This is a genomic window from Mycobacteriales bacterium, assembly GCA_035504215.1.
Taxonomy (GTDB): Bacteria; Actinomycetota; Actinomycetes; order JAFAQI01; family JAFAQI01; genus DATAUK01.
The window spans coordinates 1-24,557 of the sequence record DATJSI010000081.1 but is presented as its reverse complement, the minus strand read 5'-3'; the positions used below and the strand labels follow the sequence as shown (position 1 = coordinate 24,557).

At 66.9% G+C, this 24,557-nt stretch carries 23 protein-coding genes and 1 other RNA gene; 6 read left to right on the top strand and 18 right to left on the bottom strand.

The genetic code is table 11. The annotated features are described in order from the left end of the window. Positions 1 to 125: 125 nt before the first annotated feature. Entirely contained in the window at positions 126 to 581 is a 456-nt protein-coding gene (locus VME70_09750) for a BON domain-containing protein (protein ID HTW20479.1), read from the top strand. 4 nt (positions 582 to 585) lie between these two features. Then, positions 586 to 1,266 carry a response regulator transcription factor gene (locus tag VME70_09745; protein HTW20478.1) on the top strand — a complete coding sequence of 227 codons (681 nt, stop codon included), beginning with the start codon at positions 586 to 588 and terminating at the stop codon, positions 1,264 to 1,266. Between the two features lie 364 nt (positions 1,267 to 1,630). On the opposite strand, the gene VME70_09740 is transcribed toward VME70_09745, so the two are convergent. Together VME70_09740 and VME70_09735 are read right to left on the bottom strand one after the other, a co-directional pair. Continuing rightward, positions 1,631 to 2,851, bottom strand: coding sequence for an EAL domain-containing response regulator (locus tag VME70_09740; GenBank protein HTW20477.1), 1,221 nt, complete (start codon positions 2,849 to 2,851; stop codon positions 1,631 to 1,633). Continuing rightward, entirely contained in the window at positions 2,848 to 5,157 is a 2,310-nt protein-coding gene (locus tag VME70_09735; GenBank protein ID HTW20476.1) for a PAS domain S-box protein, read from the bottom strand. The genes VME70_09740 and VME70_09735 overlap by 4 nt, the downstream gene beginning before the upstream one ends. Before the next feature lie 295 nt (positions 5,158 to 5,452). Between VME70_09735 and VME70_09730 the strand changes: the two genes are divergently transcribed. Further along, positions 5,453 to 6,349: a universal stress protein gene (locus VME70_09730; GenBank protein HTW20475.1), complete on the top strand. Its 897-nt coding sequence runs from the start codon at positions 5,453 to 5,455 to the stop codon at positions 6,347 to 6,349. On the opposite strand, the gene VME70_09725 is transcribed toward VME70_09730, so the two are convergent. Then, positions 6,307 to 7,161 carry a maleylpyruvate isomerase N-terminal domain-containing protein gene (locus VME70_09725; protein HTW20474.1) on the bottom strand — a complete coding sequence of 285 codons (855 nt, stop codon included), beginning with the start codon at positions 7,159 to 7,161 and terminating at the stop codon, positions 6,307 to 6,309. The genes VME70_09730 and VME70_09725 overlap by 43 nt on opposite strands. After that, entirely contained in the window at positions 7,158 to 7,718 is a 561-nt protein-coding gene (locus tag VME70_09720; GenBank protein ID HTW20473.1) for a sigma-70 family RNA polymerase sigma factor, read from the bottom strand. Before VME70_09720 ends, VME70_09725 begins: the two co-directional genes overlap by 4 nt. 179 nt (positions 7,719 to 7,897) lie before the next feature. Between VME70_09720 and VME70_09715 the strand changes: the two genes are divergently transcribed. Next, complete coding sequence (locus VME70_09715) at positions 7,898 to 8,380, top strand: ester cyclase (GenBank protein ID HTW20472.1); 483 nt, start codon at positions 7,898 to 7,900, stop codon at positions 8,378 to 8,380. 288 nt (positions 8,381 to 8,668) lie between these two features. Here the strand turns inward: VME70_09715 and VME70_09710 are convergent, their stop codons facing one another. From VME70_09710 to VME70_09670, 9 genes are all read right to left on the bottom strand, one after another. Then, the gene (locus VME70_09710; protein ID HTW20471.1) at positions 8,669 to 9,601 is read right to left on the bottom strand and encodes an LLM class flavin-dependent oxidoreductase; all 933 of its coding nucleotides are present in this window, start codon (positions 9,599 to 9,601) and stop codon (positions 8,669 to 8,671) included. Next, entirely contained in the window at positions 9,594 to 10,259 is a 666-nt protein-coding gene (locus VME70_09705; protein HTW20470.1) for a class I SAM-dependent methyltransferase, read from the bottom strand. Before VME70_09705 ends, VME70_09710 begins: the two co-directional genes overlap by 8 nt. Positions 10,260 to 10,343: 84 nt before the next feature. After that, positions 10,344 to 11,384: an alpha/beta fold hydrolase gene (locus tag VME70_09700; protein ID HTW20469.1), complete on the bottom strand. Its 1,041-nt coding sequence runs from the start codon at positions 11,382 to 11,384 to the stop codon at positions 10,344 to 10,346. Between the two features lie 154 nt (positions 11,385 to 11,538). After that, complete coding sequence (locus tag VME70_09695) at positions 11,539 to 11,712, bottom strand: hypothetical protein (GenBank protein HTW20468.1); 174 nt, start codon at positions 11,710 to 11,712, stop codon at positions 11,539 to 11,541. Positions 11,713 to 13,698: 1,986 nt separating this feature from the next. Further along, positions 13,699 to 14,745: a hypothetical protein gene (locus VME70_09690; protein HTW20467.1), complete on the bottom strand. Its 1,047-nt coding sequence runs from the start codon at positions 14,743 to 14,745 to the stop codon at positions 13,699 to 13,701. A gap of 533 nt (positions 14,746 to 15,278) precedes the next feature. Beyond that, positions 15,279 to 17,996, bottom strand: a complete 2,718-nt coding sequence (mobF, locus tag VME70_09685; protein HTW20466.1) for a MobF family relaxase — start codon at positions 17,994 to 17,996, stop codon at positions 15,279 to 15,281. Positions 17,997 to 18,200: 204 nt separating this feature from the next. Then, positions 18,201 to 18,569 (bottom strand): DUF5615 family PIN-like protein, encoded by a 369-nt coding sequence (locus tag VME70_09680; protein ID HTW20465.1) that lies wholly within the window; start codon positions 18,567 to 18,569, stop codon positions 18,201 to 18,203. Next, a complete protein-coding gene (locus VME70_09675; GenBank protein ID HTW20464.1) occupies positions 18,566 to 18,796 on the bottom strand; it encodes a DUF433 domain-containing protein in 231 nt (76 codons plus the stop codon). Before VME70_09675 ends, VME70_09680 begins: the two co-directional genes overlap by 4 nt. Before the next feature lie 63 nt (positions 18,797 to 18,859). Next, positions 18,860 to 19,555, bottom strand: a complete 696-nt coding sequence (locus VME70_09670; GenBank protein ID HTW20463.1) for a helix-turn-helix transcriptional regulator — start codon at positions 19,553 to 19,555, stop codon at positions 18,860 to 18,862. A gap of 128 nt (positions 19,556 to 19,683) precedes the next feature. Between VME70_09670 and VME70_09665 the strand changes: the two genes are divergently transcribed. Together VME70_09665 and VME70_09660 are read left to right on the top strand one after the other, a co-directional pair. After that, positions 19,684 to 19,878, top strand: coding sequence for a helix-turn-helix domain-containing protein (locus VME70_09665; GenBank protein ID HTW20462.1), 195 nt, complete (start codon positions 19,684 to 19,686; stop codon positions 19,876 to 19,878). A gap of 84 nt (positions 19,879 to 19,962) precedes the next feature. Next, positions 19,963 to 21,129 (top strand): tyrosine-type recombinase/integrase, encoded by a 1,167-nt coding sequence (locus VME70_09660; GenBank protein ID HTW20461.1) that lies wholly within the window; start codon positions 19,963 to 19,965, stop codon positions 21,127 to 21,129. 174 nt (positions 21,130 to 21,303) lie between these two features. On the opposite strand, the gene ssrA is transcribed toward VME70_09660, so the two are convergent. The 5 genes from ssrA to VME70_09635 all read right to left on the bottom strand — a co-directional run. Beyond that, positions 21,304 to 21,661, bottom strand: a transfer-messenger RNA (tmRNA) gene (gene ssrA, locus VME70_09655). Between the two features lie 30 nt (positions 21,662 to 21,691). Continuing rightward, positions 21,692 to 22,948 carry a permease gene (locus VME70_09650; protein ID HTW20460.1) on the bottom strand — a complete coding sequence of 419 codons (1,257 nt, stop codon included), beginning with the start codon at positions 22,946 to 22,948 and terminating at the stop codon, positions 21,692 to 21,694. Beyond that, positions 22,945 to 23,832 carry an amidohydrolase family protein gene (locus tag VME70_09645; GenBank protein HTW20459.1) on the bottom strand — a complete coding sequence of 296 codons (888 nt, stop codon included), beginning with the start codon at positions 23,830 to 23,832 and terminating at the stop codon, positions 22,945 to 22,947. Before VME70_09645 ends, VME70_09650 begins: the two co-directional genes overlap by 4 nt. Positions 23,833 to 23,891: 59 nt before the next feature. Further along, on the bottom strand, positions 23,892 to 24,368 hold the full coding sequence (smpB, locus tag VME70_09640) for an SsrA-binding protein SmpB (GenBank protein HTW20458.1): 477 nt from the start codon (positions 24,366 to 24,368) through the stop codon (positions 23,892 to 23,894). A gap of 6 nt (positions 24,369 to 24,374) precedes the next feature. Next, on the bottom strand, positions 24,375 to 24,557 hold a 183-nt coding region (locus tag VME70_09635), incomplete at its 5' end, for a hypothetical protein (protein HTW20457.1).

The window sequence follows — 24,557 nt, the reverse complement described above, 5'->3', positions numbered from 1 at the left end:
CGCCCACCGCACTCGGGAAGCAGAGTCGCGCGGGGTCCGGGCGATGTCACCGTACCGCGAACGGCCCGGTCAACTGAGGACTATTGGCCCTAGTCCCTCCTGAGGCGTTCGGCGACGGTTGTCGCATGGAACACATCGCGAACCCCACAGACGAAGCTCTCCAGGACCTGGTCGAGACCGCACTTCGGGACACGCTGGGCCACGACGCACCGCACATCGGCGTAGCTGCCGACCATGGCACCGTCACGCTGACCGGTGAGGTCGGGACCGACGCCCTCCGGCTGGCCGCACATGCTGTGACCCTCGAAGTCTGGGGCGTCCATTCGGTCGCCGATGACATCTCGGTGCACGGCAGCAACGGTGTGCACCACTCGGACACGGAGCTGGCCAAGGCCGCGCAGAAGGCGCTCCAGCACGCTCCCGGTGTCCTCACCGACACGGTCGTGGCGGAAGTACGTGGTGGCGTCGTCACGCTCACCGGACGGGTCGAGTCGGCTGCCGAGCGGATTGCCGCCGAGCGCGCGGTCACCTGCCTGCCCGGGATCGCTGAGATCGACAACCGCGTCGCGGTTGACGCCTGAACCGATGAGCCCCGACACCACGCCGGTCACCACCAGCCAGGACACCATCAGGGTGTTCCTGCTGGACGACCATGAGGTCGTCCGACGTGGCGTCAAGGACATGCTCGAGGCAGAGGGCGACATCACCGTCGTCGGAGAGGCCTCGACCGTTGCCGAGGCGATCGCTCGAGCCCCCATGATTCGCCCCGACGTCGCCGTACTCGATGTACGGCTTCCCGATGGCAGCGGAGTGACGGCATGCCGCGAGTTGCGGACGCTGATTCCCGGCACCGCCTGCCTGATGCTCACCTCTTTCGCGGACGACGAAGCGATGCTGAACGCGATCATCGCGGGAGCCCAGGGCTTCGTTCTCAAGCAGATTCGTGGCTCCGACCTGATCGGCGCGGTCCGCGTCGTCGCTGCCGGCGGGTCACTGCTGGACCCGGTCACCACCCAGCAGGTGATGGAACGGCTGCGCTCGCAGAGTCGCACCGAGCACCGGCTGTCGTCCCTATCGGATCAGGAGCGCAAGGTTCTCGACCTGGTCGGCGAAGGTCTGACCAACCGGCAGATCGGTGAACGAATGTTCCTCGCCGAAAAGACGGTCAAGAACTACGTGTCGAACATCCTCGCCAAACTCGGGCTCGAGCGCCGCACCCAGGCGGCCGTGCTCGCGCACGACGTCGCCCGCGACACCTACCAGTAACGCTCAGCCGTTTCCGTCGTGATCGGGCCTTCGAGGCCGGGTCGCGGCCTCCACTCGCCCAGGACGGGAGCCGGGCCCACGGCAGCCAGAATGCCGCACCGACCGCCACGAGCAGCGCGATGCCGACCAGGAATCCACGGTCGACTGCGGGCCGGGCGGAAGCAGCACACTGGCGGTTGTGCCGTAGCCACGATCGCGAACGGCAGGACGCGGTCTCGTCGACCGGCCGGCGTGATGGGCGCCGACCCGGATCGGGCGACCGTTGGTCCGGTGGTGCCGGGCACAGGCTTCCGATGCCGACGCGAGCGCAGTTCCACACCGATCACCGGCTCCGTCACTGCGCTCCCCGGATCCGTCGAGACGCTCATGCCGGCAGAGCGCCGTGGCTCGGAAGCGGAGCCGGCCGGCCCAGGAAGTACCCCTGCGCCCACCGCACGCCGAGCTCGCGCAGTTCGGCGAGGTCGTCGGCGTTTTCGACGCCCTCCGCGATGACGGTTGCGCCGACGTCAGTGGCGAACGCCATCAATGCCCGGGCGAGTGCACGGGCAGGACGGTTGCGATGGATGTCGTTGACCAGCGAGATGTCGAGCTTGATGATATCCGGCTCGAGGGCGATCAAATGACGGAAGCCGGCGTACCCGGCGCCGAGGTCGTCGGCGGCAAGCCGGGCACCGTTCTCCCGCACCTCCGCCAACGACACTTGCAATGCGGCGTAGTCCTCGACGGGCACGTGCTCGGTGAGCTCGACGACGATCTGTGGGCAGAACTCGGCGGAGCACAGCGGCTGGTGCCGCAGATGGAGGATCGTCGAGGGCGACATGTTGAGCGCGAGGAAGCACTCCGGCGGGATCGTCTCGAGGAAGCTCAGCGCTTGGGTCACCGCGAGCCACTCGAGGTTGAACCCGAGCCCGACCTGGTGCGCGTCCTGAAACCAGCCGGCCGGTCCGCGCGGGCTCGGCTGGACGAACCGCGCGAGCGCCTCGTATCCAACCGTCACCTGCTCGTGGATGTCGACCACCGGCTGGAAGAACGGAGCGAGCCGCCGGTCGTCGATCACGTTCTGGATCACGTCGCGGACCCGCGGTTCGTCCAGCTCGACCGACCCGTTCGGCCCGTGCGAGCTGTTCGAGCTACTGGAGCCGTTGACGCCGTTCGCATGAACCGTACGCCGCAGGTCGGCGTAGAGCTGCCGGGTCTGCAGCAGGTTGGCGATCCGCAGCATGACCTCGGTGACGTCGAGCGGTTTGGTCAGGAAGTCGCGCGCGCCGTGCTCCAACGCGCGATTGCGTGCCTCCGGCGTCACGTCCGCCGTGAGCACCAGCACCGGGAGGTAGGTGCCGCCGGCGAAGTCGCGAATCTGGTCGAGCACCTGGTAGCCGTTGACGTGTGGCATGTGCAGGTCGAGCAGGATGAGGTCGGGATTGACCAACGGGAGCATCCCCGCCACCCGCCGCGCCTCGGTCTCACAGATGATCCGCGGGAGCCCTTCGGACTTGAGCATCGCCTTGAGCAGGTCCACGTTGATCGGGTTGTCGTCGATCACCAGCACGGTCATCGTGGCGAACGGCGCCAAGGACTGGTTCACTGCGCGACCGCCTTCTCCTTCGCGCCGGCGATCCCGTCGAGCAGCGTGAGGACCTCGGTGAGGTCCAACGGCTTCGTGATGTATTTCTCTGCGCCGGCATTGAGCAGCCGGTGGATCTGCTGGCTGCTCGCATCGGCGCTCAGCACGACCACCCGGAGATTCGCCGTTGCGGGATCGTCCTGCAACGCGGCCAACACGTCGAGGCCGGATCCGTCCGGCAGGTGCACGTCGAGCAGGATGAGGTCGGGTCGCTGCGCACGTGCCAGCTCGAGGCCGAGGCTCGCCAGCCCGGCATGGATCATTCGCCACTCCGGGCGCAGGGCCAGGACGGACTCCATGACCCGGACGTTGGGCTCGTTGTCCTCGATATAGAGGACAGAGCGGGTGCCGACCGGGAACTCATCGCGCGGCGCCGTCGTGTCGGGCGCAACCGTCGCGACGGGCGGCGCTGCTGCAAGCGGGAGGTCGACCGAGAACGTCGTACCCTCGCCCAGCTGGGAGTCGAAGGTCAACGCCCCGTTCATCAGCTCGGTCAAACCACGGGTGACGGTCAGACCGACGCCGGTGCCCTCGATTCCGCTCCCCTCCTGACCGAGCCGGTCGAACGGAATGAAGATCCGGTCGTAGCAGTCCGGGGAGATGCCTGGGCCGTCGTCCTGCACGCGGATGCTGACTCGTCCGCCGGACTGCGGCAGCCAGGACACCCAGACGCCGCCCCCCGCCCGGTTGTACTTGATCGCATTGGAGAGCAGGTTCAGCAGAATCTGCCGCAGCCGCTGGCGGTCAGCCAGCGCATACGCGTCAGCCGCACCAGCCCGGACCGCAAGGGTCACCCCCGCATCAGCGGCGAGCGGTTGCATCAGCAGCGCGGTTTCATCCACGATGCTGGCCACCGCCACCGGCTCGAGACTCAGGGTCATCTCGCCGGCCTCGATCCGGGCGATGTCGAGCACTTCGTTGATCAGGTCCAGCAGATGCCGTCCGGCCCGGACCACGTGACGCGCGTAGTCGGCGTACTCCGTCGCGACGAGGTGGTGCTCGAGCAGCTGCCCGAAGCCGAGTACGGCGTTGAGCGGTGTACGCAGCTCGTGGCTCATTCGCGAGAGAAAGTCGTTCTTCGCGTCGTTGGCGGCGCGCGCGGCGGCCTCGGCCTCCTGCAACGCCCGAGCCGCCTCTACTCGATCGGTCACATCCTCGGTGGTCGTGACCACGCGCGTGACCGGGCCATTGAGATCCGGCACGGGGTTCGCATAGGACCGCACCCAGCGAATCCCGCCATCGGCTCGGACGATCCGGTGCTCCGAGCGAGCCGGAAGGCCGGACATGGTCGGAGCGAAGAACGTGGTGGACCAGCGCTCCCAGTCGTCGGGGTGCACCAGTCGTTGAGAGAAGTCAACATCCGAGAGCATCTCGCCCGGTCCCCAACCGGTGAGATCGTGAAAGCTGGGACTCACGTAGATGTAGCGCAACGGGTCGATCTCATACAGGCAGAACACGATGTCGACGTTGTCGGCGAGCTGCCGCAGCTGCGTCTCGCTCTGGCGCAGAGCCGCCTCGGTCGCTCGCAGGCCCGAGACGTCCCGCACGGCCGCGATCGCGAGGCCCTCGGCGGAGCTGTCGACCGCGAGGCTGACCTCGACCGGGAACGTCGTACCGTTCCGATGCCGGCCCTGCAGCGCCAGCCCCACGCCCATCGCTCGCGGCGCCGGACTACGGAAGAACTCATCACGGTGTCGGCGATGCACGTCCCGCAGGCTCTCGGGAAGCAGTATCTCCAGCGGAGATCCGACCAGCTCCTCGCGGGTGTAGCCGAACATCGCTGCGGTCGCCGCGTTGACCAGCTGGATCTCGCCGCGCCGATCGACGCACACCATGGCATCCGGCGCGGCTTCGAGCAGTGAGGAGTAGCGGGCGTCCGCGGTCTCCTGGTCGCTCACCGGCCGGGAGATCGTGGCGAGGCCGACGACGGTTCCGTTCTCGTCGCGGACCGGTGACATGGACATGACGACAGCGACTGGACGGCCGTCGGCATGCAGCCGGACGCAGCGGTAACCGCTCTCGGCCTCGCCACGCGCAACGTGCTCGTGGCGGGCGCGCTCGATCGCGAGGTATTCGGGCGGGATCATGACCTCGATGTTCTTGCCGAGGATGTCCTCGCGGTCGAAGCCGTAGAGCGTGGTCGCGCCTTCGTTCCAGAACGTGATGGTGCCGTCGACGGCTTTCGCAATCACTGCATCGTGAGACGACCGCACGATTGCCGCGATCGCCATCTCCTCGGCGAAGGCAGGCTCGACCGGCGTGGTCATGTCGCGATCTCCGGGAGGGATTCGCAGGCACCGCTCATGGATTCCGCCCATGTGCCACGCGCCCGGGACCACCTCAATCTCGGCATCAGCCGACGGCGTGGTCAAGGCCGCACCCGGTTACTGCCGCCTCGCTGCGGGCGCTGGGCGAGGCCGGTCAAGGTGCTGAGTCATCAGTGCAGCACGCCACGCCGGGAGCCGGTCCCGATTGTCCGCTGTGTGACCGACGACCTAGGCCCTTTGGACAACCTTCCTTTCGGCACTTCACGACCCGGCATGTCCGGGCGGACAGTGATGCGTGCCCCAACGAGGTGACCAGCCGACGTACGCCGAGCTGCGCAGCAGGATCTTCGCCGCCGCCGACAGCGCTCCTGTCGTCGTCGGCTACACCCGCTCGGCGGCAGGCGATGCCGCACTGCGGATGGCAGCGCGGGAAGCTCGGTCGCGCGGCACGCGTCTGACGATCGTCCGCGCCGCGACCGACATCGCACCAGGGCTCACGCCTGCCAATGGCCTGGTCGGCATGGAACGAGACGCGGCGATCGCCCAGCTGCTGGACCTTGCCGGGCATGCAAAGTCCGGGTTGAAGATCATCGACGTACGAGTGGCCCACGAGCCGCTCGCCGACGCCCTCCTCGATGCATCGGACAACGCTGCCCTGCTCGTCGTAGGAATCGCGGCCAGCGCGCTGCCGACGGTTGCCACCATCGATCTGACCAGCCGCCGGGTCATCGACCAGGCGCGCTGCCCGGTTCTGGTCGTCCCCGAAGGCACCCCCGACCAGCCGCCCAAGGCGATCGTCTGCGGCGTCGCACGCTCGGCTGCCGCTGTCGGCGCGCTTCAGTGGGCATCATGCGCAGCCCGCCGGATCGGGGTGAACCTGCTCGCCGTCCACGCGCCCACCGGCAACTCCCGCGGGCGCGCTCCCGGCGGGATCTCCTGGCATGCCTGGGCCCGCCGCCAGGTTCCGGTCGAGCCGGCCGTGGAGTGTGCGGACGCTCCGACCGATACGGCGAACCGGCTGATCGATATCGCGGCGAGCGAGCAGGCGCTCTTAGTCGTCGGCGCACATCCCCACGGCGAGGCCGCCGAGCGCGCTTTCGTCCACGTGGTCACGTCGCAGACGCGCGTGCCGGTCGTCGTCGTGGGCGATCAATCCAGGGCGAGCGAAGCCGCACCGGCCAGGACCTCGTAGGCACGGTCGGCACCTTCGACGACGACTTCGAGGTCATCCGGCCGGACGCGATTGGCCACCAGTCGGCAGAACCCGACCGAGTCGGCGACGATCGTCGTTGCGACCGACTGTCCGGCCGTTGCGCCCACGGTCAGGTCCCATGCGCCGCCACCGGGACCAGTGAGCACGAGGTGAAGGTCGACCGGCGACGTCGAGAGACCGACGCGCGCGACACCGATCGGCAGCAGCTGGATCGCGAGGGCAGTCATCAGGCACAGCGTTGCATCGTCAGGCACCGACGGCGGCAGGCCGACGGCGAGACGGATGTCGTTCTCGTGCGTCCAGAGCTCGAAGGCCCGCACCACGAGCAGATCGCATAGCCGCATGGCGAGGCCGTGGATCGCGACCCTGCGCTCGGCCGGCTCGCTGTCCGCGAGCGCGATCGTGCGGTCGACCGCGTCCCGCCAGTCGCGGCACGTGGCTCTCGCTGGGCGTCCCCGCTGCGCGGCAGCAACCGCCTGAGTCGAAGCGACGTGGTCGGCTTTCGCCACTGCGTCGTCGTCAGCGAGCGCCCGATGCATGTCGGTCTCGACTGCCGTCAGGTGCCCGACGGCCCCTTGGACGTCGAGATCACGCAGCGCGGGGGCGAGCCACTGCTCTTCCTCGAGCGCACAGAGCACCGCATAGAGCGAGTCGGCCGCCCGCCCGAACGCCTCCACGGCCGTCATGACAGGCGGTCGGGGTACGGCGAGGCCCGGCGTGCGCGCATCTCTGGCCGCGGCCAGCACCTGGTCCCGCAGATCACCCGGCAGGGCCGCCAGGTCGCCGATCACATTGACTCCAACAGTTGTTTGTCCAGGGCGGCTTCGAGCTTTGCCAGGCCGAGCCGCAGCCGTGACTTCGCCGTACCTTCCGGGATGCCGGCGGCGCGAGCGACCTCGCGGTAGCTCAGGCCGTCGAAGTAGGCGAGCTCGACGACCTCTCGCTGCTCCGCGGGCAGCCGAAGCACGGCTTCTCGCACCGCGCTCGCCGCCTCGTTCGCCGCCGCTCGGTCTGCCGGGCACTCATCGCGAGGGGGTGGGACCAGCCGCACGTGCCGCTCCTCCCGCCCGATCCGGCGAAGATCGCTGCGCACCAGGTCGAGCGCTCGGTTGCGCGCACACATGACCAGGTAGGAGCGAAGGTTGCTGCGGGCCGGGTCATAGCGCCCGGGCTGCCGCCAGAACTCGACGAAGACGTCCTGCACCACGTCCTGGGCCCCGGCGCCACTGCCAAGCACCCGGACCGCCGCGGCGTAGACCGACGGCCCGCACTCATCGAGCGCCTGGCCGAGCGCATGGTCGTCGCCCGCCGCCAGCCTCGCGACCAGCAGCCCCCCGGCTGAGTCCACGGCCCGGACGCTACCGCGCGCGGCGCCCGGACCGCGACCGCTCGCTGGGATCCGCGTGGGCGCCGCGGCCGGCGGGGCGGCAGCGAGCGTCGACGTCATGACACCTCCGAGGTCTCCACGAGGGGTACGCCGCCGAACCGCATTCCGGATGTGGAGACCGGACCCTCGAGCTGCGCGCAGTGATCCGGCGCACCTGGCGGCGGCGTACCTCAACCAACCGCTGGAAGGAGACCTCGATGTTCGACGCCCGCGCCATCCTCGACCGCATCTTCAAGGAGATCATCAACGAAGGCCACCTCGAGGTGGTCGACGAGCTGTTCACCACCGACTACGTGGACCATGGACCGCTCGGAGACCTGGTCGGCCGCGAAGCATTCAAGGCTTCGATCGCCGTCTGGCGGGCTGCCGTGCCGGACGTCCACACCGAGATCAGCAACGTGATCGTCGAGGGCGACACGGCCGGATGGGTCGTGCACGGAACCGGCACCCACACGGGCGACCAGCTCGGCTTCCCGGCCACGAACAAGCGGTTCGACACCTACAGCGCGAACATCGGGCGGTTCAGGGACGGCCAGGCGGTGGAGCACTGGTCGGACCAGGGCATGTTCCAGATGCTGGTGCAGCTCGGCATCCTGCCAGCGCCGACCGCGAACCCGGGCTGACCTACAGATGCAGAACCGTGGAGCCGGCGACCGCCGACCCTGCCGGCATGGTCTTGTGTCACGCCACCTTCAAGACGCGACCGGTCGAGGACTATCCCGCCACCGCACTCACCCTCTAGCCGACAAGCCGGCGCGAGGAGCTCAGGCAGCGATCAAGCAGGGCCATCTTTGATCAAGCAGGGCCATCTTTGGTGGAGGTGATGCCTCCGGACACGAACCGCGGCCCGGTCTTGGCAGGCGCGACAATCATTTTGCGGCGGCCGAGATCACCTTCGTGTCCCACCCGGCTCACCGCACTGAGAGCAGCCGTCGAACTTCAGCCACCGCACTGGTGGCGCCGTCGATGTCGATGGCGCAGGGAATCAGGTTGAACGCTGAGCAACCAGCATCAACGTAGGGAATCAGAAACTCGGCGACCTCTGTTGGTGAGCCATACGGCGAGTAGCGCTCGAACGGCTCGAACGGCATCTGGTAGAAGGCTTGCATCTGCGCCGACACAAACCCGCGCGCCGCTGCTCGCTTGGGCGCAAAGCCGCACCAGACGTTGAGTGCATGGCTGAACTCGTGGCCGTTTCTTCCCGCTTCGGCGGCCTCCCGCGCAATCTGATCGCGCACCGCCGCGAATCTTGGTGGCGAAACCCAGATCCCAAGCCATCCGTCGCCGAGCCGTGCGGCACGGTTGACCGCCGCAGCTGACCGCCCTCCGACGATCACGGGAATCCGCGGCGACGGCGCGGGCAAGATCAGCGCATCGCGGAGCGAGAAAAATGTTCCGTCGAAGCTAACCGGCGTACCCGCGCTGAGACGACTGAGGATGTGGAGGCATTCGTCCATGCGGCGTCCGCGCGTCCTGGGGTCCACGTCGCAGATCTCGACCTCGTGCGGGTCCTCGCCGCCGAGCCCGACGCCGAACGTGAGCCGGCCGGGTGCCAGTTGAGAAAGCGTCGCGAGCTGTCGAGCGACCAGTACCGGATGGCGCAACGGCAACAGATAGAGCGCGACGTAGACCGGTAGCTCAGGATGAGCGGCGCACACGGCGGTCGCCGTGGTCAGTCCGTCCGAGCCTGCTCCCACGAAAAAACTCACGTGGTCGCCGACGCAGACGTGATCAACGCCCTGGTCGGCCATGCGGGCGAGCGTCCCCCGCAGCGCCTCCGAACCGCCGAGAGTTCCGGTGAACTCAGCGGCGGGCGGGAACATCCCGACCCGGACGTCAGTCATCGCTGCCTCCGGGTCGAGCCCGGCCGATGATGAGGGGTCTCACGATTGGCGGCATAGCGCGCCATCGAGCCTCGGCGAGTGCGTCGAGCTGAAATCCGCAACTCACCATCAGCTCCGCAATCGCACGGTTGCACCGGCACCCATGGGCAAAGCGACACCACGGGGTGGCCAGGCGATCCTGCCAGCGCGCCAGTGTTGCCGAGTCGGAACGGACATGCTCGATGAACAGAAATTGGCCATCGGGAGCCAATACCCTGGCGACCTCTCGCAGCGCCTGTTCGGGGTCGTCGATGGTGCACAACACCAGGGTCGAGACGACCGTGTCGACCGACCCATCGGCGAACGGAAGGTGCTCGGCGTCCGCGTCAACGGGTCGCGCGACACCGCTCAGCCTCTTGTCCAGGCGAGAACGCATCGCGCTGTCTGGTTCGGTCAGGATCAACTCGCCCAGGTCACCGGGGTAATGCGCGAGGTTGAGGCCAGTACCGGATCCGATCTCGACTGTGCGTCCGCGTGCCGTAGCGAGCAGCTTCTTTCGTTGGGTACGCAGGCCTGCCCGCTCGCCGGCCCAGAGAGACGGCTCATACACACCGGCAAATACGCGCCCCCAAACACGCGAACGACGTGTCGGTTCAACACCGGGGATGCTGCTGTCCACGAAGCGGACGATAGGTACCCGGCACGCGTCACCGCATCGCCCGGAAAGGCCAAATCGACGCGATGGCCCGTTCCGGTCATCGGGTCAGAGCAGGCCCAAGCGTGCCGCCTCGGCCACCGCGGCGGTCCGTGAACCCCGGCCCAGCTTGTGTCGGATATTGGCGACGTGTCGATGCACGGTGTGCTCGCTCAGGGACAGGTGCGCGGCGATTTCCTGGTCCTTCAACCCGTTCGCGACCAATGCGAGTACCTCACGTTCGCGGCTGGAGAGCAGCACGGCGGCTGGCTCTCCAGCGACCCGCGGACGAATGTCAGGCGCGAGAACAGAACGCATCGCACGCGCGACGGCGAACCGGTCCCCAGCCCAGGGGAAATGCGCCGTTCCGTCGAGCGGCAGAAGGGTCGCGCCCGGGATTGCGGCCGCGAGCCTCCGACCTAATTGGAAGGGGATCGCGCGGTCACCGCGGCGGTGGATCACCGACGTCGGCACCTGCAACTGCTCCAGCTCCGCCCGTACGTCGTTGCGGTATGTGACCTCCAGCCACTCCGCTGCCGTCTGTGGGCTCGCCGCCGCGCGCTGATAACCCGCCAGTCGCTCTAGCTCGTCACTGCTGGCTTCACCAAGGAAGAGATCCGCCAGAACACGCGACCCCAGCCCCCAGTGCGAGCGGACGGTAGCAAGCAAGGCCTCGCGCACCTCCGGTGAGGTTATGGACGAGCCGTCCGCGTACGCTCCATAGAGCAGTAGACGACTCACCCGCTCGGGGAAACGCGCTGCGAACGCGATCGCGGAACAGCCGCCCGTCGAGCCGCCGATCAACACAACCCTCTCCAGCGCCAGTTCGTCGACTACCGCTCGCAGCACCGCAACCTCCGCATCGAGCGTGAGGTCGTCGGCGCGCAGGTCCCGATCAGACATGCCGACACCCAGCCGGTCATAGCGCACAAGGGAATAGCCGGCGCTGGCCGCCTCCCAGAAGGTGCGGACCGCTGAATCGGACCAATCCAACTCCAGGTGGCTGACCCACCATGCGGGCGCAACCAAGGCCGGTCCATCACCGGTCAACGCGAGCGCAACACGACGACCGGTGCAATTCACGAACCTGATCGCCTCGTCGTGTGCCACCAGCCAAAAGTACCGGTGTCAGAACTTCAACCATCCGCCGCAAGGTCCGCGCTCACTCGACTTGGATACGCATCTCGCCGTCTGCGAATGCGCTGGCCTCGCCGGCACGGACGTGATGCCTCCCGTGACCGAAGAAGTCGGCCAGGATCCGGCCTCACCGCCCAATGTCGTCACTGCGCCCGGTGGCCATAGGCTCAACAAGCCTGACCCGTTCAAGCAGCATGTCGGTGGACGGCGACAGTTGGCTGTCGTAGCGGTCGGCGTTATCGACGTAGTGCACCCACTCACCATCGTTCCACGCTTCAATCTGCTTCTCGTTGGCCGCCACGATTACTCCTCGGAACAAACGTAGGCGTCGTCGTGGCCCTGGACCTTCGATCACCTCGCCTCGCCACGATGGTCGTAACCTCGGTGGCTCGGAGATTCACGCGAAGAACCTCACGAATGACGCTGCACGGCGCGAAGTAAGCGCCTTTCTGCAGTGGAGGTGCCGGGAATCGAACCCGTTCGAAGCCATTTTGGGTTCGTCCCCGTGATCGCCCCTCGCTGCCCGCCGGTGCCGGTTCATGCGGCACGATCTGCGACAACGCCTCTGTACGGTTCCCCGTCCCCACCCGCGGGTTACCAGGAGTGACCCCTTTCGCCTAAATGATCTTCGGGCCTTTACGGGCTTTGATCTTGAGTCTGCGACCGTTCGCCGGCCCTGTCTCCTACCGACCGACCCGGCCAACACGCGCCACGGCATCGTGGGATGTGACGGTCGACGTCGCGCTCGGTGGCCGGTTAGGGTCGATCGGCTTAGCCATCGGTGCAATAGGGCCGCTGAGCGCCACCTATTGCTATCGGCTGGTCCGCGCCAGAACGACGGCGGTAGGGATTTGAGCCCGCAGTCCCACCGACTTAATAAGCAGGCCGCCCCACACCTCAGTCGCCGGCCCGCATTCGCTCGCAATCCGAAGAGTACAACGCGGCTAACCCGCTCGAGTACCGATCGACGTCGTTGGTCGTGCTGGTCCGGCCAGAACATGCCCGTCGCGAGTTGAGACGACCATCTTAGGCTTGGATGTCGCCCCACCTACGAGGTCAAGATGTCGTTGTTGAGAGCTGGACACAGCGACACGATCAAATGCGTTGACAGGCAGAACTGCCGCGAACCGATGCGACGAGATCGCAATGAGATGTGACCTAAGTGAGAGGAAACTCAATGTACCTGGCGTACAGCTTTGACTCGCGGTAGCAATCGAGACAGCACTGCCGTGATGCGGGATCGCCGAGAGCGATACACAGCCACCACGCTTAAGTTGCGCCAATTGCTTTGGCGAGAATCGCACCGTAGGCCCGCCAGACAAAGACAGTAAGGCAAGTGAGACATTCGCCTTGCCGGTAAGCTGGCAGCTAACGCTCCGGGCCGTCAGCATGTTGCAGATATTGCCCCGGTCTGCGCCCGGCTTCAGCAGCGTACGCCAGCGTCGGTCGCCCTTCCAGGGCATTGCCACGATCTTGCCCTCCTCTGAGCTGTTCCCACCAAAGGCGAAGCCCACCAAACCAAACGGGCCGGCGATGAACTGGGGCGTTGTTCCCGCTGGCATCGGTGACCCAAGGTCCACCGTGGAGCCACCGAACCGATGTAGTTGAAGATCGGTTCGACATGGCTTCGACGCAGCCTGGCAGGTTCCGTCCTTTCCATTCGAGGTCTCGACCGCACTCACCCAGCCTGAAGGCGCAGCAGACACCGGGACATCGTTCGACGGCAGAGTCGCTGACCCCGCAGTGTGGGCCGCCAGGTCCCACCAATTCACGCGCCGCTCAAATGTCACCGGGTCCAACGAGCTCCATAGCAGAAGGCTGCTACCTACCAACGACACCGACTCGTCACGACGCCGCACCTTCGCAAGGCGACGCAGGTGGCCGTGACGACCCATCACATACAGCTCTCCCGCGTTAACGAAACCAGCATGCACGGTCGTGGAACTGTTCGTGGACTCGAAGGCTAAATATTGCGACGAGCCTTGTACCGCAACCAGCCGGAGGTGGCTGTCGGACACCGAGGACGGCATAGCAGCAACCGCATGCTGCCGCCCGATCACAACGGGCACGGTCAGCGCCACGAGGCAGCACGATACGGTCAGCCAGGCCGGACGTTGAGTGCGTCGATCGGCCGATCCAGTGAAGAGAGTGAACCTATCCATTATTCACACCCCTCCTTCTCCTTCGTAAGATCGACTCGCTTAGCGCCACTAACGCTCACACCCAAGTTGGTGCCTGGGAACGAGATGTGAGCGCTTCGTTTTGAGGGTTTCGCAAGTCGCTTGTACTAGACCTTTCCGTACATATCTAACGTGTGGAACGTTATACCGTATTCAATTGTGTCATTAGTAATGCCGAAACAAAGCGTTGGTGAAGTGGGTATGAGATATATAGCCATGCCCTCTGGCTCACGAGGATCTGCGTCCACATCAGCGGACGAAGAGGTGCGCAAATGATATGTGCCGCCACCGTTCGGGTTGTCGTCGCCGTTGATGTCGATCGACGTCGTGTAGATCGTATATGGCGAGGTAGACTTATCCCAATCTAACATGTACACCCAAGAGCCGTATAGAGTCCAGCCTTGGAAGACGTCCAGGTCGGTAGCCTCTATAACCGGCGGCTGCTGGATGGTTGCTAGTGCGGCCGAAAAGTCTGGGCCATCCGTGCTTGACCAAGAATACGCGCTGACATATTTGGTGGAGATAACATCGGGTGGAGGGTCTTGATTATAAACATTTTCCGTGTACCGTAACGCGAGGAGGCCATTCTGCGTATCTAGAGCACAGGAGTACCCGGTAATATAGCCGTTTTGTATGGTGATCGGGTCGTAGAGCTCTAGATCCGAAGAAGAAGCCTGGAATACGGCACCGGGCGTGAACGGCACCCTCGCAACTTTGTTCCCAAACCCATCCCCATTTGCGGGCGGCTGCGATTGGCATTCGACCCATATGTACGTCTGCGAAGCCTGCGGCTCTACACCAATCGCGACACCGTGACCGAAACCCAAAAGGAACATCGAATGCGGCGGATTCGGAGGTGCACCCGACATCGGTAATTGCGTTATCGCGAGGTTCCCGGCCGCCTCGTTATCTGCCATCGCCATCGACAGTGACGCCGAGACCGGGTAACTTCCGGACGCGGTTTTCCAACTCGTCGATTGATCATACGAGATACTGCATGCACCCGCGACCTGCGCAACGTAGACGAGATTGTTCACATTATCGAAGGCAAAGCTCTGGATCTCAACCGCGTGGTCGATACCAACCATGCCAGACACAAGTCGGGTGGACGGATCACCGACGTTTATCACATCCACGGTGACAGGAACACCCACAACGCCCTCCATGCCCCCGCTGGCTCGATTTTAGTCTACTGAAACGAAAACGACAGGCGGTCGACCATATTACTTTGGCCGAAATTTTTCGATGGGGCTGCTTCCCACGACGAGGGACCGCTTGCGTGGGTCGCTGGCTAAGTCTCGCTTGGCACAACTTTGAGCACTCTGCTCGGCGTTGCCTTCTGCCCCGATGCGGTCTGCCGTCCAACTCGGCCCGACGTCAGTTGCGCGCTTTTGCGCTGTGGTCAGCTCGGCGTTCTCGCCGCTGGTCAGCCAAACGTGCAAACCTCGGTCGATGCAGTGCTGTAGGCGCCACGTTTAGATCGACTGCTCGCTGACCCCTAGAGCATGCGCCACGTGGGCTACGCCACGGCCGGGTACGGTGAGATCAACCACCTGCCAACGGAAACCTGGCGTGTACCCCCGTCGCCCCACTCATGTCTCCTGATGTCAGACACCAGAGTCCAGCATCGCCTACGCCGTTGAACTCGGGGCGCAGCAGGGCCTCTAGTGAACCCGGGGCCGTTCAGTCAGCGGCTTACCCCTCGGCCGTGGTCGCGTTCGGCGGTGAGCGGGCGGTGGGGATCCGGTTCTCTGTAGCCGAATCGTTCGGATGCGAGGGGTCTTCTGCTGATTCTGCTGCTTGCCCGCGTGGCCGGCTCGAGCGACCGGGTCGGCTGGATCGGTTCGGGGAGGCGGGTGTGGGCGGCGTCGTGCGCGCTGTTGTGGTTGAGGAGCCGGGCGAACTGGGCGGCTGCGTCGGGTGCGGCCCGGGTCGTGTTCGCTGAGGTGATCTCGGGGTCGGGTTCGAGCGCGAGGTAGAGCCGGTTGGATTCGCGGCCGCGGGTGAGCGCGACGTAGAGCCGGGTGCGGTCCAGCCCGGGCCGGGCCAGGGTGAGTGAGTGGTCGACGGTGGCGCCTTGCGCGGCGTCGATGGTGGACGCCCACCCGTAGGTGGCGTGTCGGGCGAGGTAGTCGCGGGGTAGCAGGGTGGTGTCCGGGCCGTGCAGGCGCCGGACGGTGAGCCCGTGCGGGGTGTGGCCGGTGACGGTGAACAGGTCACCGTTGCGCAGGTGGTCAGCCCCGACCGGGATCCGTCGGTTGTTGCGGGTGACCCGCATCCGGTCGCCGACCCGCCATTGGTATCCCCCGGCGGCCAGCAGCGGATCACCGCGGATCTCACCGTGTTCGATCGCGCGGGCTCGGGCGCGCGCGTTGAGCTGGTCGACGTCGTCGTGGCTGCGAGCCAGGAGCAGGACCCGGGCACCGGCGCCGGTCAACCGCTCGTACTCATCGAGCACCGCGTCGTAGGGGTCGGTGTCGGGGTGAACCGGGTGGACCCGGTCGTGGGCGAGGTAGGCGGGGATGCAGGTCGGGTCACCGGCGCGGAGCTGCAGCGTCGCGACCTGCTCCCATCGTTCACGGAGTCGGTGGACGGTGGTCAGGGTCGGGGCGTCGAGGCGGTCGGCGAGCGCGGGCAGCATCCCGCCGGCCGCGTCGATCGCGCCGATCTGCGCCGGGTCACCGACCAGCAGCAGTTTCCCGCCGACCGTCTCGACCTCGCGTTTCAACGCGTGCAGGTCGGCGGTGGCCAGCATCGAGGCTTCGTCCACGATCAGCACCGCCCCGCGCCGGAGCCGATACCGCGGGTCGACCGGCCACCGGCCGGTGCTGTTCGCGTGCAGGTATTTCGCGACCGTGTCCGCGGGCAGCCCGGTCGCGGCCGTGAGTTCTTTCGCGGCCCGGGCCGAGGGTGCCAGGGCGATGACCTGCCGGCCGGTGTTCTGCCAGGCGTCGATGATGGCCGCGAGCGTGGTGGTCTTCCCGGTCCCGGCCGGCGCGACCAGCACCGAGAGTTGTTCACCGGCGCGGGTGATCCAGTGCACCGCCCGGGCCTGGGCCGGGTCGAGCTGATGCTGCCCGCAGGCCCGTTCGACCGTCGGGTGCGGGCAGATCGCCACGCCCGCCCGCCGGCCGGCCTCAGCGAACCGGATGATCGCCAGCTCCTGGCCCAAGGTGACCGCGCTGGCGTAGCGGGCGTCGGAGCGGCGGCCGCAGCCGTCGCGTTCGGGGAGCAGGGTGACGGTCTGCTCGAGGGTGAGGGCACGGTCGGTGAGCCGCTCCACCCAGTCGGTCACCGTCGCCGCGTCCACCGCTGCGTCCGCGGGGATCCGCGCCGCGACCTCGACCGCGAGATCCGAGCGGGTGAAGACCGCCTTGCGGGCACCCGCCGCGGCCACCGCGTCGAGCACCAGCCGGTCCACGTCCGGCGCAACGTGCGGCGCGCGACCGGCGGTATCCGCGACCGCGGTAACCAGCCGGTCCGGGGTCCAGCCCAGCTCACCGGCTTCGCCGTGCCAGCGGTCGACCAGCCCGACGATGTCGACCCTCGCCTTGCCGGGGCGGGTCTTGAGCACCGCGACCTTGCACACCGCGCTCCGTTCCGCTGAGGTCAACGGCCGGCCCAGTGCCGCCTCGTAGCCGGCGAGCACCGGCGCGGACTCGACGGCGACCTGCCCGGCGCGGGTCGACCACCGGTCGCACAGCGTCTGCGGGACACCCGCGATCTCCGCCTGCCCGTCCTTGCTGACCTCTGCCCAAGTCACACCGAGTCGGCGGGTCAGCTCGCAGCGCAACGCCGCCTGGTAGAGGACGCCGGCGGACTTCTTGTGCGTGTAGATCTCATACCCGTCAATGGTCCGCCACTGCCCGTCCGGGCAGTGCAGCTTGTTCAGCACCAGCGCGTGGGTGTGCAGCTGCGGATCCCCCGCCCGTGACGTCCGGTGGTCGAACACCGCCGCGGCCAGCCCGTCCGTGCCGACCTGGGTGTGTCCGTTGCGCCCGGCCCGGGACAACCCGGCATGGCTGTCCAGGTAGTCCAGCCCGGCCCGGACCGCCGCCCGGTGCGCCGCCTGGATCGCGGCTCCGATATCGCCACCGCCGAGCGCCCACAGCGCCGAGACCGACTTCGGGGCGGAGAAACACAGGTCATACCCGGTAACCCCGTCCGCGCGCCACGCCCGTCCCAGCCGATACCGGCCGGCCGGGTGCACCGCCCGGCCGAACGTCGCCTCCAGCTGCCACTCCCGCACCTCACCCCCCGGCTCGAGCCCGAGCCGGTCCAGACCCCGGCCGTACCAGCGCCCCGGCGCCTCACCGATCCCGAGAAAGTACTCACACCCACCGCGCCCGACCTGGTTCGCGTAGTACCGCCACGAGCTCGTCCGCACCTTCGCCGTAGACAACATGCCCGGCACCGTACGCATCACCGATGCACATGTCTGCTGGGATCGTGGGGCGGGGTGAGAAGGGCAGCGAGAGGTGATAGGCGGGGCGGGAAGTGGTGGTAGGCAAAGGAATGTGGCGGTGAAGAGGGGTGAAGGGAAAGCAGGTGGGCGAGGTGGATCGGGAGAAGGTGAGAATTCCTCACGCGGTCGGGCGTGTCGCGGCCGCTACCGCAGTGGCAGGTCCCGGACTCGGACCCGGTCGTCCTCGACGACGACCACCGCGCCGGAGGTGAGCGCGTCGGCCAACGCGGGGAGATTGGCGTCGAGCAGCGCCGCGATTGCCTCCGTACGGCGGGGGCTGGTCAGGCGTACCAGCACGACGGAAGGACGTGTCCGGCCGGTCACCGCGAGCAGCGTGCCGAAGTCGGTGTCGGCCGACAGCACCACCCTGTTCTCGTGGTCGGCGGCCTCGAGGATGGTGTGATCGCTGGCCGAGCTCAGGTCAAGGTCGCTGACGTGCACAGCGTCATGACCGGTGGTGACGAGCAGGGCGGCGAGGCGAGGGGAGAGGTTCGCGTCGACGAGAATTCTCACGCCGGGTGGCGAAGCGGCAGCTCACGTTCCCGGACGGCGGCGGCGGCGTAGCGCAGGGCCTGGGCGACGTCCTCGGCTTCCAGGTCGGGTAGGTCGGTGAGGATCTCCGGAACAGTCATCCCGTCCGCGACCATCGCGACCACGGTGGCGACGGGGATCCGCAGCCCACGGATACACGGCTGGCCGGACATCTTGTCCGGTTCGATCGTGATGCGGTCGAAGATCACCCCTCAAGAGTAGAGACGATGCGGGTCGGAGGCCACCGCGAATCACTAGCGCCGCATGGATTGCTACTGGCTGCGTTTGCCGCGCGGTGGCTTCTTCGGCGGGAACATGAAGTCGCGGTCGTTGGCCTTTTCCGCGACGTAGCCGCGGATCCCGACCTGGCGAAGGTGGTCGAAGAAGCGGCCCATCTCCTCCGCGGCCTGGTCGAGCCGGTCCGCACGAGAGTCGAGCATCGCTAGCAGCAGTTCCTTGCGGCGGGTTGGGTAGTCCAGAAGCGTCCTTTCCGTCGGGCCGCCGTAGACCCGTTCGAGAACGAGGTCGGATTCATCGGGTTCGACGTGCCCGACTTCGGCGAACCGCTCCCGCAGGTACTCGAGCTGGTCGTTGCGACCCATCGCCAGCAGGTACAGCTCGTTGACCCGATCGCCGGTGCCTTGCAGGTTGCGACGATCCCCGGGTGGCGGGATCAGAAACCAGATGATCGGCAGGTCGAACCCGCACGCGAATGCGAGCAGCTCCTGCGCGTCGAACTCCCGGCGTTTCTGCCCGCCGTAGGCGCCCTCGATCCCGGAGATCGCGGCCTGCTTGAGCCGCACCCCGAGAAAGGGCGCGAGCCGGTCCGCGGCCTCGTCCTGGGTCAGGCCGCGAAGCTCCCGCGCTCGCCGGAAGTTGTAGGCAACGATCTCGTTGAGGTTCACCCCGTCCGGGAACGGTCGTGCCGGTACGTCACGGTCCGTCTCGGTCTTTCTGCTACGCGCCACGATCGGCAACCTACACCCGCCTGAAGCAATGTCACCACTTGCCTTGACAGATATCAGGCGTATGGTCCTTGGCCAGTATTAACATTCGTCATCGGCGATGCCCGGTGCAGGACCGTGAGGAGCCCACCATGACCTTGCTGACCGTCGACCAGGCCGCCGCATACCTCGGCACCGGGCCCCGGTTCATTCGCCGGCTGATCGCCGAGAAACGGATTCCCTACGTCAAGCTCGGCAGCAAGGTCCGGCTCGAGGACACCGACCTCGACGCCTTCGTTTCAGCCGGCCGGATCGAAGCCCAGCCACAGCAGCTTCGTCTCGGTTAGTTATCCACACAGCGCCGCCAAGCGAGCCCGAGGGACGCGGCGGCGCGGTAGAGCGGAGGCAAAGAGCGAGTCGCTGGAGCGTTCATGGCCTATCTCAAGACCAGAGTCCGAGACGGCGGTACCTCTTACGTTGTTTGCTGGACGGACTCGGCGGGACGCGAAAGCCAGCGCACCTACCGCGACAAGACCAGCGCCAACCGCGCGCTGAAGGAACGGATCGCCCAGGAGTTGCGCGACGAGCTGCCCGACGAACGCGCGGCACGGGAGCCGTTCGAGAAGGTCGCGAAGGACTGGCTAGCTGTCACGACCCGGCGAGTGAAGCGACGTACGGCGGAGAGCTACGAGACCTCGCTGCGTGTCCACGTGCTGCCGACGTTCGGAGCCCGACGGATCGGAGCGATCACCTCCCGCGACATCGAGCACTGGCTGGCGGAGCTCGGCGAAACCAAGATGGCCACCAAGTCGATCTACAACCACTACACACCGCTGTCGGCGACCTTCAAGTACGCCGTGCGTCACGGCATCATCAGGGTCAACCCGTGCTCCGGGGTCGACCTGCCCTCAGATAGAGACTCTGCAAAGTTCGAGGGAACGCCGCTGACCCGAAGCCAGGTGGACCAGCTCGCCACCGAGCTCGACCGGTGGCCGCCGTACGGACTGGTCGGCCGGTTCCTTTCCGCGACCGGCCTGCGGGCGGCTGAGTTCTGCGGGCTGCTGATCGCCAACCTCGATCTGGACCGCGGCAGCGTCTCGGTGACTCGCACGCTGACCCGCAATCGCAAGCTCGACGAATGGGTGGTCGGGACCCCGAAGACCAGGCGGGGTCGCCGCGATGTCCCGATCCTCGACGACGACCTGCTCGACGCGCTGTCGGACTACGTCGCCGAGCATCCTCGCGCCGACGAGCTAAGCGCTCCCCTGTTCTACGGCCGAGCCGTCGGCGGTCACGACCGCGACCCGTCGAAGCCGTGGGACGCGCACGTCTTCTACCAATGGCACCTCAAGCCAGCCGCAGCCCGGATCGGCGTACCCGCACTCCGGCTGCACGACCTGCGGCACACCGCCGCGACCCTTTGGTACGAGGACGGCATCCCTCTCTCGGTCATCAGCCGTTGGCTCGGTCACGCCTCGGTCGCGGTCACCGACCAGGTCTACGTTCACCTGCGGCCGAACGACGATTACACGCCGTGGCGCGAACAGTTCCGGGCAGCACGCGAAGCAGCCAAAGCGCAGTCCAAACCGACCCGCTGATCGAGCCTGCGAAGGCCGACCGCTGGTGCCCGCTGGACACCCTCAGGACACTCGTCTGTCCGCCAGTGCCTAAATGATCTTCGGGCTTTGACGGGCTTTGATCTTGAAGCGAAATCGCCGCCAGCAGAAACAAGACTCTGACCTGGGCCTTTACCGGCGACGAGAGCTTCGATTTGGTGGAGGTGCCGGGAATCGAACCCGGGTCCTTCGGCGGGTCATCAAGACTTCTCCGGGCGCAGCCTGCTTCGGTTTTCTCGGCCCCAGCAGCGGCGCAGGCACCCTGCTGCAGGCCCAGTCACTGTTTGGTTTCCCTCAGGACCCCGTGACCGGGTCCCTCGGTGGAGCCTCCTATCGATGCCAGGTCCTAGGGCGGAGGCGCCCCTAGGCTGACAGCTTCGCTACCGGTTAGGCAGCGAGAGCGAGCCGGTTGTTATCGGCATTTGTTGTTTTGCCGCGGTGGTTAATGAGTTCACGCGACATCCTCAGCCCGCTTCTCTCGAATCGACGTCCGAAGTCGAAACCGTTCACCCCCTGGTGGGTTGGTGTCTGTTACCCCTCCAGGCTACCCACGTCCGACCGCCCGATCACGCGGCTCGGTACGCGCGCGGTACGTCGCGCGGCACCCATCGGAGCAGAAGTACGTCGTGACACCACCACTGACGGCGACCGCGCCCGGGTTCGCCTTCTCGACCCGCATCGCGCACACCGGGTCAGTCGCGTAGCGGTCATCGCCCGCCGATCCGCGGTGACGGGCCAGCCACCACACGGCGCCGAACGCGATCAGGAACACGATGTCCAGGTACGTCGTCGCGTTCCAGCGGAACCCGGTGCGCACCGGCTGCATGTGCCGGGCATGCGGCAACAGCCCCGAGACATGGAACAGCGCCTCGGTCGCCAACCCGGCGAGGCTCATCACCGACCACAGCACGCCGACCAGGATGAGCGCCTGCCGGCCGCCGTACAGCTTGCGGTAGATCACCACCAACGGCGCCGAGAGCAGGTCCGCGAAGACGAACGCGACCACCCCCGCAACGCTGACACCGCCGGACCACAGCGCGGCGGCGAGGGGGACGTTGCCGATCGAGCACACGCAGCTGACGAACGCGACAAGGGGACCGACCACCGCGTTCTCGAGAGCGGTCCAGCCTCCGTGACCGGTGACGAAGACGTGCCGATAGACCGAGTTCGGAACGGCGACGGCGAGAAAGCCGGCGACCACGAACCCGATCACGAGCTCGCGGCGCAGCATCCGAAGATCGGCGAGGGTGAACGAGGCCGCGTCACTCCAGTTCTGCCGCGACCGCCAGCGCGCGGACAACGACCCGCCGGTGGGCTCGCCTCCGTGCGCATGACCTGCGGTAGCCGCCGTCGCTCGACGCCGGGCGGCTGCCACGTAGCTGCCGCGAAACACCCTCGGGCCGATCAGAGCGAGCAACACGATCATGATGGAGCCGCCGACGAACTCGGCGACCGCGAACTGCCATCCGAGCAGCAGCCACAGCACGACGCCGAGCTCGACCACGAGATTCGTCGAGGCGACCATGAACACCATCGAGGTGGTGAAGTCGGCGCCGCGGGAGAACAGCGTGCGCGCCAGAGCGCTCGCGGCGTACGAACACGACGACGATGCGGCACCAAGCAGAGAGGTGCGCACGATCGTCCTCGGACCGTGGTCGCCCATTACGCGCTGAAGCTGTGCGCGCGAGACGAACGCCTGGACCAGGCCGGACAACGTGAACCCGAAGATCAGCGCCCACAACGTGTCCCAGAACATGAAGAAGCCCTCGGACAGGCTGCGACCGATGGTGTCCACGGTCACCCACCGATGCCGAACAGCCCCGCCGCGTTGTCCCAGCAGACGGCGCGCAGCCAGTCGTCACCGAGCCCGAGCCGCACCAGCGCCTCGAGCTGGTGCGCGTACGGGTACGGGATGTTTGGGAAGTCGGTGCCCAGCAGAACCTTCTCCCGCAGCGCGACAAGCCGCGGCGCGAGCACGGCACCGGTGGCAGCGCCGCCGCCGAAGTCGGTGAAACACATCGTGCTGTCGACCCGCACGTTCTCATAACGCTCGGCGAAGCCGAGGAATTCGTCGTACTCCGGCATTCCCATGTGGGCGGCGATCAAAGGCAGGCTCGGGTGGCGGGACAGCACCTCGCCGATCGGGCCGGGGCCGGTGAAGGCACCGGGCGCCGGGCCACTTCCGGCATGTACGACGACAGGGATCGCGGCGTCGGCGAGCATGCCCCAGGCCCGGTCGAGCAGCGGGTCGCGCGGATCAAAGCCACCGACCTGGACGTGCACCTTGACGATGCGCGCACCAGAGCGAAGCGCTTCGTCCAGGTAGCCGGCCACCTCCGGCTCGGGATAGATGGTCGCGCTGGCGAGGACATCGTCGTGGGCGCGGCCGAACTCCCGCGCCCAGTCGTTCAGCCACGCCGCCATGCCGGGCTTGTGCGCGTAGACGAGCGAGGGAAACGCGCGCACTCCCATCGCGTGCAGCCGGTCCAGCCGCTCGGCCTGCGGCCAGCGGTACTCGATCGGCCAGCGCCGGCCGATGAGCGGGCCGGCCGAGTCGAAATACGCCCACACCTTCTGCAGCACCCGGTCGGGCATGAAGTGCACGTGGGTGTCGATCAGCCCGGGCAACCCGAGTGCACGCCAGAAGGCGGGCACTTCGGCATCGGACCGCGGCGGATCGACCACCGTCTCAGTCTCCCCAGCGCGCGCTCGCGCTCACCCAGGCGGGGTCGGCGGTCGCAGGCTCAGTCACGGCCCTTTGCCCGCCGGCCGGCTGCTCGCGCGATCTCGCGTTCGGCGTCACGCGTAGCCAGGCTCTGCCGCTTGTCGTAGCTGCGCTTGCCGCGGGCCAGCGCGATCTCGACCTTGGCCTTGCCGTCCTTGAAGTACAACGAGAGCGGGACGAGCGTCAGCCCGCCCTCCTTCGTCTTGCCGACCAGCCGGTCGATCTCCTTGCGGTGCAACAGGAGCTTGCGGGTACGACGTGGCTCGTGGTTGGTCCAGGTCCCCTGCGCGTACTCCGGGATGTGCAGGCCCTCCAGCCAGATCTCGCCGTCGCGTACCCGGCCGTACGCATCGACGATCGATGCCCGGCCGGCGCGCAACGACTTGACCTCGGTGCCCTGCAGCACGAGGCCGGCCTCGAAGACGTCCTCGATGGAGTAGTTGTGCCGCGCCTTGCGGTTCTGCGCGATCAGCTTGCGGCCGGTCTCCTTGACCACGGCCGGCTACACCCGCAGATGCCGGCGCAGCGTGAGGAACGACGCGAGTGCCGACAGCACCACGCCCACGAGCACGACGAGGGGCATCGACGCCCACAGCGTCGACCAGTCACCGAACGGCTTGAGGATCGGCGAGTGCTGGGTGGAGTTCGCGATGAACGACCGGACGATCACCAGCAACGCAAGGGC

Coding starts and splice junctions, on each gene's coding strand:
- VME70_09750 (HTW20479.1), top strand. CDS start 126: ATGGAACACATCGCGAACCCCACAGACGAAGCTCTCCAGGACCTGGTC.
- VME70_09745 (HTW20478.1), top strand. CDS start 586: ATGAGCCCCGACACCACGCCGGTCACCACCAGCCAGGACACCATCAGG.
- VME70_09735 (HTW20476.1), bottom strand. CDS start 5,157: ATGACCACGCCGGTCGAGCCTGCCTTCGCCGAGGAGATGGCGATCGCG.
- VME70_09710 (HTW20471.1), bottom strand. CDS start 9,601: ATGACTGACGTCCGGGTCGGGATGTTCCCGCCCGCCGCTGAGTTCACC.
- mobF (HTW20466.1), bottom strand. CDS start 17,996: ATGTTGTCTACGGCGAAGGTGCGGACGAGCTCGTGGCGGTACTACGCG.
- VME70_09665 (HTW20462.1), top strand. CDS start 19,684: ATGACCTTGCTGACCGTCGACCAGGCCGCCGCATACCTCGGCACCGGG.
- VME70_09660 (HTW20461.1), top strand. CDS start 19,963: ATGGCCTATCTCAAGACCAGAGTCCGAGACGGCGGTACCTCTTACGTT.